The 13,023-nt window shown below is 71.2% G+C and carries 11 protein-coding genes; 5 read left to right on the forward strand and 6 right to left on the reverse strand.

Annotation, left to right across the window (positions count from 1 at the left end):
• Nucleotides 1-132: 132 nt before the first annotated feature.
• Nucleotides 133-2,862: a phosphoenolpyruvate carboxylase gene (gene ppc, locus ACFXKG_RS00005; protein WP_384829744.1), complete on the reverse strand. Its 2,730-nt coding sequence runs from the start codon at nt 2,860-2,862 to the stop codon at nt 133-135.
• Between the two features lie 344 nt (nt 2,863-3,206).
• On the opposite strand from ppc, the gene ACFXKG_RS00010 reads away from it, so the two are divergent.
• From ACFXKG_RS00010 to ACFXKG_RS00025, 4 genes are all read left to right on the forward strand, one after another.
• Nucleotides 3,207-4,196 (forward strand): acyl-CoA desaturase, encoded by a 990-nt coding sequence (locus ACFXKG_RS00010; RefSeq protein WP_384829747.1) that lies wholly within the window; start codon nt 3,207-3,209, stop codon nt 4,194-4,196.
• The gene (locus ACFXKG_RS00015) at nt 4,196-4,891 is read left to right on the forward strand and encodes a TetR/AcrR family transcriptional regulator (RefSeq protein WP_382886693.1); all 696 of its coding nucleotides are present in this window, start codon (nt 4,196-4,198) and stop codon (nt 4,889-4,891) included. The genes ACFXKG_RS00010 and ACFXKG_RS00015 overlap by 1 nt, the downstream gene beginning before the upstream one ends.
• 100 nt (nt 4,892-4,991) lie before the next feature.
• Entirely contained in the window at nt 4,992-5,594 is a 603-nt protein-coding gene (locus ACFXKG_RS00020) for a Uma2 family endonuclease (protein WP_384829750.1), read from the forward strand.
• A 154-nt stretch (nt 5,595-5,748) separates the two neighbouring features.
• On the forward strand, nt 5,749-6,588 hold the full coding sequence (locus tag ACFXKG_RS00025; protein ID WP_384829753.1) for a hypothetical protein: 840 nt from the start codon (nt 5,749-5,751) through the stop codon (nt 6,586-6,588).
• Here the strand turns inward: ACFXKG_RS00025 and ACFXKG_RS00030 are convergent, their stop codons facing one another.
• The 3 genes from ACFXKG_RS00030 to ACFXKG_RS00040 form a co-directional block, all read right to left on the reverse strand.
• Complete coding sequence (locus ACFXKG_RS00030) at nt 6,589-7,890, reverse strand: MFS transporter (RefSeq protein WP_384831658.1); 1,302 nt, start codon at nt 7,888-7,890, stop codon at nt 6,589-6,591.
• Between the two features lie 249 nt (nt 7,891-8,139).
• Nucleotides 8,140-8,775, reverse strand: coding sequence for a Uma2 family endonuclease (locus ACFXKG_RS00035; protein WP_384829756.1), 636 nt, complete (start codon nt 8,773-8,775; stop codon nt 8,140-8,142).
• Between the two features lie 149 nt (nt 8,776-8,924).
• Nucleotides 8,925-9,773 carry a trans-aconitate 2-methyltransferase gene (locus ACFXKG_RS00040; protein WP_384829759.1) on the reverse strand — a complete coding sequence of 283 codons (849 nt, stop codon included), beginning with the start codon at nt 9,771-9,773 and terminating at the stop codon, nt 8,925-8,927.
• Nucleotides 9,774-9,944: 171 nt separating this feature from the next.
• Here ACFXKG_RS00040 and ACFXKG_RS00045 point away from each other — a divergent pair, with 171 nt between their 5' ends.
• Complete coding sequence (locus ACFXKG_RS00045; protein WP_384829762.1) at nt 9,945-10,442, forward strand: MarR family winged helix-turn-helix transcriptional regulator; 498 nt, start codon at nt 9,945-9,947, stop codon at nt 10,440-10,442.
• 42 nt (nt 10,443-10,484) lie between these two features.
• Here the strand turns inward: ACFXKG_RS00045 and ACFXKG_RS00050 are convergent, their stop codons facing one another.
• Together ACFXKG_RS00050 and galK are read right to left on the reverse strand one after the other, a co-directional pair.
• Complete coding sequence (locus ACFXKG_RS00050; protein ID WP_384831661.1) at nt 10,485-11,372, reverse strand: LuxR C-terminal-related transcriptional regulator; 888 nt, start codon at nt 11,370-11,372, stop codon at nt 10,485-10,487.
• Nucleotides 11,373-11,726: 354 nt separating this feature from the next.
• Nucleotides 11,727-12,905: a galactokinase gene (gene galK, locus ACFXKG_RS00055; RefSeq protein WP_384831664.1), complete on the reverse strand. Its 1,179-nt coding sequence runs from the start codon at nt 12,903-12,905 to the stop codon at nt 11,727-11,729.
• Between the last annotated feature and the right edge of the window lie 118 nt (nt 12,906-13,023).

Here is a 13,023-nt window from a genome sequence, read left to right on the forward strand (position 1 = left end):
CCCTGTGTCTGCTGCGGGGGCCCCGTTCGCTCTCGGCGCACCGTCTTCTGCCGATTCGGCTCTCCCCCCCGCGCGGAGCCCTGGTACCCGCCACGGGGGCAGTCGCACATCGGCCCCGCGTGAACGGCTGTGTCAGCCGGTGTTGCGGAGTCCCGCCGCGACCCCGTTGACCGTGAGCAGCAGGGCCCGGCCCAGCAGCGGGTCCGGGGGTGCGCCCTGCTCGGCGGCGGCGCGCTGGCGGGCCAGCAGCGAGACCTGGAGGTAGGAGATCGGGTCGAGGTAGGCGTCGCGGATGGCGAACGTCTGCTGGAGCACCGGGTTGGAGTCGAGGAGCTTCTCGCCGCCGGTGATACGGAGGACTTCCTGGACGGTGAGGGCGTGTTCGGCCTCGATCGCCTCGTAGACGTGCTTGAGGTGGTCGGGAACGAGGGTGTCGACGTAGTGGCGGGCGATCCGGAGGTCGGTCTTGGCGAGCGTCATCTCGACGTTCGAGAGGAAGTTCCGGAAGAAGTGCCAGTGCTCGTGCATCTCGTCGAGGACGGTGTCGGGGCCGGCCGCGCGCAGCGCCTTGAGGCCGGAGCCGACGCCGAACCAGCCGGGCACGATCTGCCGTGACTGGGTCCAGCCGAAGACCCACGGGATGGCGCGGAGGCCGTCGAGGCCGGCGCCGGAGTCGGGCCGCCGGGAGGGGCGGGAGCCGAGGTGGAGGTCGGCGAGCTGGTCGACGGGGGTGGAGGCGAAGAAGTACGCGGGGAGGTCGGGGTCCTCGACGAGGGTGCGGTACGCGCCGTGCGCGGCGTCCGAGACGATGTCCATGGCGGAGTCCCAGCGGGCCAGGGCTTCGTCGGACTGGCGGGGCGAGGTGTGCAGGGCGGACGCCTGGAGGGTGGCGGCGACGGTCAGTTCCAGGTTCTCCCTGGCGAGGGAGGGGATGAGGTACTTGTCGGAGATGACCTCGCCCTGTTCGGTGACCTTGATCTCGCCTTCGAGGGTGCCCCAGGGCTGGGCGAGGATCGCGTCGTGGGAGGGGCCTCCGCCGCGGCCGACGGTGCCGCCGCGGCCGTGGAAGAGGCGCAGCCGTACACCGTGCCGGTGGGCGACGTCGCGGAGGCGGCGCTGGGCGCGGTGGATCTCCCACTGGGAGGTGGTGATGCCGCCGAACTTGGAGGAGTCGGAGTAGCCGAGCATGACCTCCTGGACGTCGCCGCGCAGGGAGACGAGGCGCCGGTAGGAGGGGTCGGCGAGCATCTCGTCGAGGATGATGTCGGCGGCGCGCAGCTCGTCGGTGGTTTCGAGGAGCGGCACGATGCCGATCTTGGCCCAGCCGCCGTGGAGGTCGAGGAGTCCGGCTTCGCGGGCGAGGACGGCGGCGGCGAAGACGTCGTCGGCGCCCTGGCACATGGAGATGATGTAGGACTCGATGACTTCGGGTCCGAAGCGTTCGAATGCCTGGCGGACGGTGTGGAAGACGCCGAGGGTCTTCTCGCCGGCGGCGTCGAGCGGCGCCGGGGTGGGGGCGAGGGGGCGGCGGGAGCGGAGTTCCTTGGCGAGGAGCTTCTGCCGGTATTCGCGGGGCATGTCGACGTACCGCCAGGATTCCTCGCCGAGGCGGTCGAAGAGCTGGCCGAGCGCGTGGTGGTGGGCGTCGGCGTGTTCCCGTACGTCCATGGTGGCGAGCTGGAGGCCGAACGCGGCGAGGGTGCGGATGGTGCGGTCCATGCGGCCGTCGGCGAAGAGGCCGCCGCGGTGTTCGCGCAGGGAGGTCTGGATGAGGGTGAGGTCGTCGAGGAGCTCGGCGGTGCCGAGGTAGTCGCGGCCGTTCTCGTGGGGGATGTTCCTGGCGAGGCGCTCACGGGTGTTGACGAGCTTCTGCCGGATGCAGGTGGCCTTGAGGCGGTAGGGCTCTTCGGCGTTGAGGCGCTTGTAGCGGGGGCTGATCTCGGGGAGCCGGACGAGGTCGTTCTGGAGGGAGTCGAGGAGCTCGTCGGTGGCGCCGGTGTAGCGGATGGAGTTGGAGAGCTGGCCGCGGAGCTGGTCGACGAGTTCGAGGGCGTCGGTGATGCCGTGCTCGTGCTGGAGGATCAGGACTTCGCGGGTGACCTCGGGGGTGACGTTGGGGTTGCCGTCGCGGTCGCCGCCGATCCAGGTGCCGAAGGTGAGGGGGCGGGTGCCGGGGGGCAGCTCGACGCCGACGCGTTCGAGTTCGGCGACGAGGTCTTCGAGTACGTCGCCGACGGCGCCGACGTGCAGTTCGTCCAGGTAGTAAATGGCGTTGCGGGCTTCGTCGGCGGGTTCGGGCCGTACCACGCGCAGCTCGTCGGTCTGCCAGATCAGGTCGATGGACTCGGCGAGCCGCAGGTCGTGGCGGCGCCGGTCGGAGGCGAGGGCGGGGGCGTCGAGGAGCTCGGCGATGCGGCGGAGCTTGTTGAGTACGGAGCGGCGGGCGGCTTCGGTGGGGTGCGCGGTGAAGACGGGCCGTACGTTGAGGTTCTTGACGGTCTCGCGCAGGTGCTCGGGGTCGGCGTCCTTGAGCCGGTCGGCGGTGCGGGCGAGGAGGCCGCCCTCGGCGGCGCGGCGCTCGCGCATCTCGCGGCCGCGGTGGACCTGCTCGGTGACGTTGGCGAGGTGGAAGTAGGTGGAGAAGGCGCGGACCAGCTTGCCCGCGGTTTCCAGATCGGTGTCCCCGAGAAGCTCGGCGGCGGCTTCACCGTTCTCGCGCGTGAGGGCGCGGACCCGTTCGACGAGCTCGAGGAGCTCCGGGCCTTCCTGCCGTACGAGGGTTTCGCCCAGGAGGTCACCAAGACGGCGGATGTCTGAGCGGAGCTCCGCGTTGGCGGATGGGGTCTGGTCGGCACTGCTCACAGGTGCGGCTCCTTGCAGTGTTTGAGCACGTCTGGAGGGGTTCTGGAGACTTTGCGGACCGCGCTGTCCGACGATCCAAGGATAGGTGGCCTTCGCCTGACGTTATCCACAGCCCTCTTGCCTCGTGGTTCGGCACTGCCATACTTACGTTGCCGTAGGTTACGCACCTGTATCCGGGCTTCTGTCCGATTTCCCCCACCGCCGACCCCCCAGGCGCCACCGCCGCCCCCACACCCCACCTCCCCCCTCACGCCCCACCTCCCCCCGCGCCCCCACTTCCCCCCACGCTCCCGCCTCCCCGCACCCCCACGCCCCCATCTCCCCACCTCACCCCAGGGATCCCCATGTCCACGCCTCCCGACGTGATGAACGATTCCCCCCAGCCGTCACCCTCCGGATCCACCCCACTACCTTCCGCCACGATCGGCGGGGAGAGCAAGGGCTCTCTTGAGCAGTTCGCGCTGCTGCTCTTCATCGTGGTGCCGTTCCTGGCCCTGCTGGCGGCGGTGCCGCTGGCCTGGTCGTGGGGGGGTGTGAGCTGGCTGGATCTGGGCCTGATGGTGGCGATGTACTACATCGGCTGCCATGGCGTGACGATCGGCTACCACCGTTACTTCACCCACGGCGCGTTCAAGGCGAAGCGCCCGCTGCGGATCGTGCTCGCGGTGGCGGGGTCGCTGGCCGTGGAGGGGCCGTTGGTCCGCTGGGTGGCGGATCACCGTAAGCATCACAAGTTCTCCGACGCGGAGGGCGACCCGCACTCGCCGTGGCGGTTCGGCGAGACGCTGCCCGCGCTGCTGAAGGGGCTGTGGTGGGCGCACATCGGCTGGCTGTTCGACGAGGAGCAGACGTCGCAGCAGAAGTACGCCCCCGACCTGATCAAGGATCCGGTGATCCGCGCGGTGTCGCGTCAGTTCGCGCTGTGGACGGTTGTCTCGCTGCTGGTGCCGCCGCTGGTGGGCGGTCTGGTGACGATGTCCTGGTGGGGCGCGTTCACGGCGTTCTTCTGGGGGTCGCTGGTGCGGGTGGCACTGCTGCACCACGTCACCTGGTCGATCAACTCGATCTGCCACGCGGTCGGCAAGCGGCCTTTCAAGTCGCGGGACCGTTCGGGCAACGTGTGGTGGCTGGCGGTGCTGTCCTGCGGTGAGTCGTGGCACAACCTGCACCACGCGGACCCGACGAGCGCCCGGCACGGCGTGGAGCGGGGGCAGCTCGATTCGAGCGCGCGGCTGATCCGCTGGTTCGAGGTGCTGGGCTGGGCGAGCGACGCCCGCTGGCCGAGCGCCTCGCGTCTGGACTCCCGGCGCAAGAGCGCACCCGCCAAGGCATGATGGGCACCGTGGCGATCGACGGCGGTACGAGCAAGCAGTCCAGCACGGAGAAGTCCCGTCCCGCGACGGGCCGGCGGACCCGCCGGGTCCGGATGACCGGCGCGGAACGGCGTGAGCAGCTTCTCGACATCGGCCGGACGGTCTTCGCGGAGAAGGGCTTCGAGGCGACGTCGGTGGAGGAGATCGCGGCGAAGGCCGGGGTCTCCAAGCCCGTCGTCTACGAGCACTTCGGCGGCAAGGAGGGCCTGTACGCGGTGGTCGTGGACCGTGAGATGCGCCAGCTCCTGGACATGGTCACGAGCGCCCTGACCGCCGGCCATCCGCGGGAGCTGCTGGAGCAGGCGGCGTTCGCGCTGCTCGACTACATCGAGACGTACACGGACGGCTTCCGCATCCTGGTCCGCGACTCGCCGGTCGCCCAGTCGACGGGCACGTTCGCCTCGCTGATCAGCGACATCGCCACGCAGGTCGAGGACATCCTCGGCACGGAGTTCAAGAACCGCCACTTCGACCCGAAGCTGGCCCCGCTGTACGCGCAGGCCCTGGTCGGCATGGTGGCCCTGACGGGCCAGTGGTGGGTGGACGCGCGCCGCCCGAAGAAGTCGGAGGTGGCGGCGCACCTGGTGAACCTGGCGTGGCACGGCCTGGAGAACCTGGAGCCGAAGCCGAAGCTGATAGGCAGGCGAAAGATCTGAGCGGGGGCGGGGCGGGGCCGAGGGGCCGCTGATCACTCGTTCCGGTGACGTCGTGGTTCTTACGGCCCTGCCGGAGGGCCCAGGGTCGAACATTCCGTCCATGGAAGAAACAGTGGACGCCCCGGAGGCCGCGCCCCGGCCCGTACCTCCGCCGGACGGTTACACCGTGGACGATCTGTTCACCGTGCCGGACCTTCCGCCGCACACCGAGTCGATCGACGGACGTCTGGTGTTCCGGAGCCCGCAGCAGGATTTCCACAGCGTCATGGTCGATCTGCTGGTGAGCGGTCTGCGCGATACCCGGCCGCCGGACCTGTCGGTCGAGCGGCAGATGACGGTGATCCTGGACGGGCGTAACGCCCCCGAACCCGATGTATCGGTCGTCCGCGCCGAAGCGGTCACCGGCCTGGAGCAGGACAGTTTCCCGGTCGGGTGTCTCCAGTTGGCCGTAGAAGTCGTCTCACCGGAGTCCGAGAACCGCGACAAGACCACCAAACCGCGGAAGTACGCGGCGGCCGGTATCCCGCACTACTGGCTGGTGGAGATGGCCGGCGCGGACGAGCACCCGGTCGTACGGGTCTACGAGCTGGACCCGGTGACGAAGGCGTACGCGCTGACAGGGATCCATCACGACCGCCTCAGGACCGGCGTCCCGTTCACCGTCGACATCGACATCACGGGAGAGGCTCTGGACGCCCTCTGACCCGTACTCCGGCCCCGCGCCCCGGGGAGCCTCGACCGCCTTAGCCGCGTTTCGGCTCCTCGCCCCACCGCGGCGACGGCCTCCGCGTCATCGGCGCCCGGAGCGCAGGCAGTTCATCTGACAAAATGGGCGCTCGCCGACAGAGGAGAGGCACGTGTCCGCCCGCCCCAGCCTTCTCTACGTGACCGATCTCGGCTACCGGGCCGCGGGGCGGCCCCGCTACGGCGACGAGGATGTCTTCCTGGCCTCGCGGCTCCGCGCGGACTTCGACATCGCCGTGTGCCATCCGCTTGACGCGGCGGCTCTGCTGGACCGCTTCGACGCGGCGGTCGTCCGCAACACCGGGCCGGTGCTGCACTACCGCGGCGAGTACGACGCCTTCCGGGCACGGGCCGTGGCACAGGGCGCCCGGGTCTACAACCCGCTGAACGGCAGGGCCGACATGGCCGGCAAGCAGTATCTGCTGGACCTGAGCGCGGCCGGTCACCCGGTCATCCCCACCGTCGACCGGCCCGCCGACCTGGGCCTGCTGCCCACCGCCGAGCAGTACGCGGTCAAGCCGAAGGCCGGAGCCGACTCCATCGGGCTCCGTTTCGTGTCCCGGGACGAACTCGACGGTCTCGCCTACGGCGACATTCTGGTCCAGCCACGCGTCGACTTCCGGTACGAGGTGTCCTTCTACTACATCGACGACGCCTTCCAGTACGCGCTGCACGCCCCCGACCCCGAACGGCGCTGGCTCCTTGAGCCCTACACGCCCACGGAGGCCGATCTGGTCTTCGCCCGGAGCTTCATCGACTGGAACACGCTCGACCACGGCATCCAACGGGTGGACGCCTGCCGCACCCCGGACGGCGGTCTTCTCCTGGTCGAGCTGGAGGACCTGAACCCGTACCTCTCCCTCGACCTCGTCGGCGACCAGGCCCGCGACGCCTTCGTCACCGGTATGGCGGGCTCCCTCCGGCGCTTCCTGGAGGCCGGGCCGCGCTCGTAGTCATCTCGGAGCGGTACGGGCGGTACGAGCGGCGAGCAGGACGGCCAGGGTGCACGGCGCGAGCAGGAGTCCGAAGGCGGCGCCGTAGGCGGCGGGGGCGGGCAAGCCCGCGGCCAGGCCTGCGTTGAACACGGCGGAGGCGACACCCAGCACCGTGATCTGGCCCAGGTTCTGCGTGGTCTGCATCGCGCTGCTGGCTTGGCCCTGCTGGCCGGGTGGGCTGTGGGTGAGGGACAGCACGGTGAGGCTGGGGGCGTACACGCCCATGCCGACGGCCGCGAGGACCATGGCCGACGCGGCGGTGTACTCGGGCGTCGCGGGAAGTGTCCCAGCGATCGCCAGCGTGACCGCCACGGCCTGTACCAGAGCACCGGCCACGACCAGATGGTGGCGGGGACGGTGGGCCGGCAGGCGGCCCTGCAACCAGGAGGAGCCGGCCCAGGCAAGGGCGGCCCCCGTGAAGGCCAGGCCGATCACCAGGGGCGGCGCGCCCCGGTCGGTGACGAGCAGCAGGGGCACGTAGGCCTCCAGGGTGAAGAAGACCCCCGAGCCCAGACCGCACAGCAGCACGGTGGCGGGCAGGCCACGCGCCGCACGCCAGGTGCCCGGCGGCAGCAGCCGGGACGCGAACACCCCCAGCAGGGCGAACCCGCCCGCCGCGAACAGCAGGTGGCGGATGTCCCAGCCCGAGACGCCGTACTGTCCCAGCGCTGCCCCCAGGCTCACCGCTGTCGCGATCATCAGGGCGGGCCGCGGCGACCGGTCTTCTGTCGGCGCCTTCCTGGCCGCCCAGGCAGGCCCCCGCAGTACGGCCACGACCACCAGCGCGGGCAGTGCGGTGAGAGCGGCCAGGCCGAAGAAGACCACGCGCCAGGTCCACCACTCGGCGACCAGCCCCGCCAGCGGGGGGCCGACCAGCGACGGGACGATCCAGCAGGTGCTCATCAACGCCAGTACGCGCGGCCGCAGATGGTCCGGGTAGGTCTGGCCGATGGCGGTGTTGACCGAGACTGCGACCATGCCACCCGCCAGACCGTCCAGAAAGCGTCCCGCCGCCAGCTGCCAGATCGACGTACTGGCTCCGGAGACCAGCAGCGTGGCCACGGCCAGCACCATGCCCGCCGCCAGCGGACGCTGTGCCCCGGCACGGTCCGCCCAATGCCCGCCCAGTACCCCGCCGAGCAGACTCGCGGCCACAAAACATCCCGCCACCAGCGGGTAGAGCGACACTCCGTCCAGGTCCCGTGCGGCCGTCGGCAGCGTGGGGATGACGGCCAGCGCGGCAAGCCCGGTCAGGAACATCACCGCGGCGAAGCAGGAGGTGGCGGCGCGGTACGTCCCGGAGAACAGCCCCTCGGCGGCCCCAGGTTGCTCCGGACGGAGGTCTACGGGAACCACCACGGCCGGATCCGGGGACGCGGTGGACGCAGGTGAGCTGTGGGGCGAGCATTCCGGGTCGGCAGTCACGAGCGCCCAACTTATGGGGCGCCCGTTCCTGTGTGCCACGCGTTTTCGGGCTGCCCAGTGCTCTCGGGGCGGGCCCTCGGGCCGTTACGCCCGGGTGATCTCCTCGCCGATGGCGAAGCCCTTGGCGGGGCCGTCCGGGATGATCGCGTCCGTGCCGTAGGGGACGCGGTGCTCGTCGGCGTAGGTGGCCTTCCCGGGGTTGGGGGCCGTCAGGACGACCACCGTTCCGTCGCCGTCGTGGTCGTCGACGAGCACGTAGAGCGGAATGCCCGCGCGGGCGTACTCGCGGCGCTTGCGGTCCCGGTCGCGGGCGGTGTTCTGGTGCCCGGGGGAGACCACCTCGAAGATCACCGCGACTCCGGAGGCATCGACACCGAGACCCTGTTCATCAGGGTTTTCCTCAGGGTCGGCCGGAGCGACGAAAAGATCCGGGATCCAGCATTTCCGGCGGTGGATGACGTTGCCGTCGTGCCACACGGCATACTCATCACCCTCCAGATGGGCGTCCAGCGCCCTCCGGAGACGGTTGATGAGCACCATATGACGACGGCGACCGGTCGGCGACACTTCGATGGACCCCTCGATGATCTCGGCGCGGTAGCCCTCGGGGAGTTCCATGGTCTTCCACGTCTGCCACAGGAACTCGTCCAGGTCGGAGACCGGCACCGAAGTCTGTGTGTCGTCCGTCACCGGAATCACCTCGTACGCGAGAGCGGTCATCGTGAAGCACCTCCTCCTAAGTGTGGGCGCAGGCACCACCACGGCACAAGCGACACCCGGACGCTACGAGCCCCGGCCTTCCCACCGCACCGGAAGCCGTGTCGATCACCGGAAAGGGTGACGTCAGGAGGGTGGTGTCGGCATCCCGTTCACACCGCCTTGCGGGCGACCGCGAAGATACGGCGGAAGGGGAAGACCGTGCCGTGGGGGCCCCGGGGGTAGGCGGTGCGGAGGAGGTCCCGGTAGGCCGTGGTGAACTCCTCGGTCGCGGCCGGGTCGTCGGCGAGTGCGGTGAGGACCGGGCGCAGGGTGGTGCCCTTGACCCAGTCGAGGACCGGGTCCTCGCCGGGGAGGAGCTGGAGGTAGGTCGTCTCCCAGACGTCCGTCTCGCAGCCGAGGTCCATGAGGCGGGTGAGGTACTCCTCGGGGGTGCGGACACCGGGAGCGGAAAGGTCCGGAAGGTTCCGCCAGCGGGGGGTGGCGCGCAGGTCGGCGAGGAGGGTGTGGCTGGGGGCCGTGAAGTTGCCGGGGACCTGGAAGGCGAAGGTGCCGCCGGGGGCGAGGGAGTCGATCCAGGGGGCGAAGGAGTCGGGGTGGTTCGGGACCCACTGGAGGGCGGCGTTGGAGACGATCAGGCCGTACGGTTCGCCGGGCGTCCAGTGCGCCGCGTCGCCGGGCCGGAAGTCCAGGGTGCCGCCGCCGGGGGTGGGGCCCGCGTACTCCTGGGTCGCGCGGGCCAGCATCTCGGGCGAGTTGTCGTAACCGGTGATGCGGGCCGTGGGCCAGCGGTCGGCGAGGAGCGCGGTGACGTTGCCCGCGCCGCAGCCGAGGTCGGCGATCCGGGGTGCGCCGCCGGGACCGCCGGGGAGGTCGGGGATGCGGGCCAGCAGGTCCAGGAAGGGACGGGTGCGGTGGCCCGCGTGCCTGAGGTACTGGGCCGGGTCCCAGGCCGGGGCGGGAGGCGCGGGGTGCGCGGGAGATGAGGACGGCGACGGCATGGCGGTGTTCCCTCGCTGGTGCGGAGCGGGCGGCGGCGGACAGGACCTGTGGGTGCTTCGGACGCTGTGGGGCTGTGGGCGCCGAGGCCCTGTGGGTCTTTTCCAGCCTGCACCCTTAGATCTCTTGACGTCAAGAGACTTCATGTCGAGGGACCCTCTACACTGATCGGTATGGAGGATGAGGTCGACCGATTGGTGGCGGCATGGCGCCGAGAGCGCCCCGACCTCGACGTGGAGCCGCTGGAGGTGCTCAGCCGCGTGAGCAGGCTGGCCCGGCATCTGGACCGCGCGCGGCGGATCGCGTTCTCCGAGCACGGCCTGGAGCCCTGGGAGTTCGACGTGCTGACCTCGCTGCGCCGCGCCGGCGACCCGTACCAGCTCTCCCCCGGTCAGCTGCTGACCCAGACGCTGGTCACCTCGGGCACCATGACCAACCGGATCGACCGGCTGACGAAGAAGGGCCTGGTCGAGCGGTTGCCCGACCCCAGCGACCGGCGCGGGGTGCTGGTCCGGCTCACCGCCGAGGGGCGCGACCGCGCGGATCAGGCGCTCGCCGGACTGCTCGCCCAGGAGCGCGCGATCCTCGCCGAGCTGTCCGGCGCGCAGCGGGGCGAACTGGCGCGACTGCTCCGCCAGTTGACCGCCCCGTTCGACAACATCCCTGGTTAGCCCGGGAGTACGCGTCCCGGCGCCCCGGTCCGCCTCGCCCCGTCAGCCCGCCGAGGTGATCTGGCGCGGCACCAGGTCGACCGGGCCGACCCCCGCCCTGCGGGCCAGCGCCACCGCTGCCAGGGTGGAGTGCACGCCCAGCTTCCCCAGCACGTTCTGCATGTGCGTACGTACCGTGTGCGGGGACAGGAAGAGGCGCTCCGCTACGGCCTTGCGCCCCAGGCCCGCGACCATGCAGCGCAGCACCTCGCGTTCACGCGGGGTCAGCGACTCGACCAGGCGCTCGCTCTCCGTACGGTGCTTGCGCGCGGCCGTCAGCTCCCGCAGGACGCCCGTGAGCAGCGCGGGCGGCAGATGCGTCTCGTCGCGCAGGACCCCCCGTACGACCGTGAGCAGGCGCTGCAGCGAGCAGTCCTTCGCGACCCAGCCGGAGGCACCCGCCTGGAGCGCCAGTGCGGCGCGGCGCGGGTCGTCCTTCTCGGCGAGTACGACCGTACGGACGGACGGCTGGCCCGAACGGACCCCGGCGACCAGGGAGATGCCGTCGACGGGCGCGCCCTCTCCGTGGTCCGGTACGGCGCGCGCGACCGGCGCCGGCAGTGCGGGCAGAGCGGTCGCCGCAGGCAACTGGACGGGCCCGCCGGGCGCGTGACCGTTCAGGTGGCCGCCCGCCACGCCGTTCGCGAGGCCGGCTGACCGCGCGCCGCCTCCGGCCGGGACGATCCCGCCCGTCGCGGCGCCGAGATCGGCGTCGACCAGCATCACGTCGAATGTACGCCCCTCCGCCGCCGCGCGGTCGAGACAGCGCATCGCCGCCGGACCGCTGCCGGCCGCCGCGACGTCGACGTCCGGCTCGGCCGCGAGTGCGGCTGCCAGCGACTCCGCGAAAATGCGATGGTCGTCCACCACCAGAACCCGGATACGTACCATGGACACCCCCTCAAGGTGGGGAGCGGACGGCGCGAGCACGGCGCCCGGCGTACGAGGATGCGTCAATGACGCGGCCGCCGCCACGTGTTGACTGATACCCCACCCCGGGCGTCGTACCCGCTTGTCTCCACCCCTGATCAGCACCGGCCCCCACCGGTGCTATGTGCATCAGCGTACGGGCGTCGGCCAGGAGGGGAAGGAATTTCGCAGAACTCGTTGGCCTCGTTGTTTACGGTGAGACTGAAGTTTCGTATCGAGACAGAAGTCGACAAATATCGACGCCTGTTGTTCGACGGACGATCGATCCTGCGGCGGGTGACCAAGTGGTCGCTCCGGCCGACCGCTCCGGCCCGGTCACCTGCGGTGCGCACCCCGCGACGGGATCGCCGGGAAGATGCGCGGCGCCGCGTACCCCGCCGCCGCGAACGCCTCGGTGACCGACTTCGCCACCGCGTCGGCCTCGTCCTCCTCCACCAGGACGATCGCCGAACCGCCGAAGCCGCCGCCCGTCATCCGGGCGCCGAGCGCGCCGGCCGCCGTCGCCGAGGTGACCACCAGGTCCAGCTCCACGCAGGAGACCCGCAGGTCGTCGCGGAGCGAGGCGTGCCCTTCCGTGAGCACCGGGCCGACCGCGCGGACGTCGCCCGCGTCGAGCAGGGCGATGACCCGCTCCACCCGGTGGTTCTCGGTCACGACATGACGGGTGTACGCGCGTACGGTCCCGCTCTCGCCCAGCGCCGCCAACCGGTCGAGGGCCGCGGGCAGTTCCGCGTACGCGATGTCCCGCAGCGCGGGCACCCCGAGCGCCCGCGCGCCCGCCTCGCACCCGGCGCGCCGCTCGGCGTACGCGCCGTCGCCCAGTTCGTGCTGGACCCGGGTGTCCACGACGAGCAGCCGCAGCCCCTTCGCGGCGAGATCGAACGGCACCTGGCGCTGGGTCAGGTCACGGGTGTCCAGGTGGAGGGCGTGCCCCTCGACGCAGCAGGCCGAGGCCATCTGGTCCATGACACCGCACGGCACGCCGACGAAGTCGTTCTCGGCGCGCTGCGCGAGGACGGCCAGTTCGGTCGCGGTCAGACCCAGTTCGTACAGGTCGTTCAGGGCGAGCGCGGTGACGACCTCCAGCGCGGCGGAGGAGGAGAGCCCGGCGCCGGTCGGGACGGTCGAGGCGAGGTGGATGTCGGCGCCCGCGACGGGGTGACCCGCCTCGCGGAGCGCCCAGACGACGCCCGCGGGGTAGGCGGCCCAGCCGGTGTCGGAGAGCGGGACGAGAGCGGCGGCGTCGAGCTGGACGATGCCGCCGGGGATGTCGGCGGAGTGCACGCGCAGGACGTGGTCGGTCCGGCGGGACACGGCGGCGACGGCCCGGTGCGGCAGGGCCAGCGGCATGACGAAGCCGTCGTTGTAGTCCGTGTGCTCGCCGATCAGGTTGACCCGTCCCGGGGCGGCCCAGACGCCGTCGGGGGCGGCGCCGTAGAGCTGCCGGAACTGCTCGGCCCCCCTCGCGCCGGCCTCGTCCGTGGTCACGGTCATGTCCGTGCTCGCGTCCGTGGCCGTGGTCGCGATCGTGTCCGTGCTCGCGTCCGTGCCTGCGCTCGTGGCCTCGGCCGCTTCGCCGACGTTGGTGCCGCTCTCGCTCACCCTGGTTCTC

The organism is Streptomyces sp. NPDC059255 (assembly GCF_042752355.1).
In the GTDB taxonomy this organism is placed as follows: Bacteria; Actinomycetota; Actinomycetes; order Streptomycetales; family Streptomycetaceae; genus Streptomyces.

Coding starts and splice junctions, on each gene's coding strand:
- ACFXKG_RS00020 (WP_384829750.1), top strand. CDS start 4,992: ATGGAAGAAACAGTGGACGCCCCGGAGGCCGCGCCCCGGCCCGTACCT.
- ACFXKG_RS00030 (WP_384831658.1), bottom strand. CDS start 7,890: ATGTTCCTGACCGGGCTTGCCGCGCTGGCCGTCATCCCCACGCTGCCG.
- ACFXKG_RS00040 (WP_384829759.1), bottom strand. CDS start 9,773: ATGCCGTCGCCGTCCTCATCTCCCGCGCACCCCGCGCCTCCCGCCCCG.
- ACFXKG_RS00015 (WP_382886693.1), top strand. CDS start 4,196: ATGGGCACCGTGGCGATCGACGGCGGTACGAGCAAGCAGTCCAGCACG.
- ACFXKG_RS00010 (WP_384829747.1), top strand. CDS start 3,207: ATGTCCACGCCTCCCGACGTGATGAACGATTCCCCCCAGCCGTCACCC.
- ACFXKG_RS00045 (WP_384829762.1), top strand. CDS start 9,945: ATGGAGGATGAGGTCGACCGATTGGTGGCGGCATGGCGCCGAGAGCGC.
- ACFXKG_RS00035 (WP_384829756.1), bottom strand. CDS start 8,775: ATGACCGCTCTCGCGTACGAGGTGATTCCGGTGACGGACGACACACAG.
- ACFXKG_RS00050 (WP_384831661.1), bottom strand. CDS start 11,372: ATGGTACGTATCCGGGTTCTGGTGGTGGACGACCATCGCATTTTCGCG.
- galK (WP_384831664.1), bottom strand. CDS start 12,905: ATGACCGTGACCACGGACGAGGCCGGCGCGAGGGGGGCCGAGCAGTTC.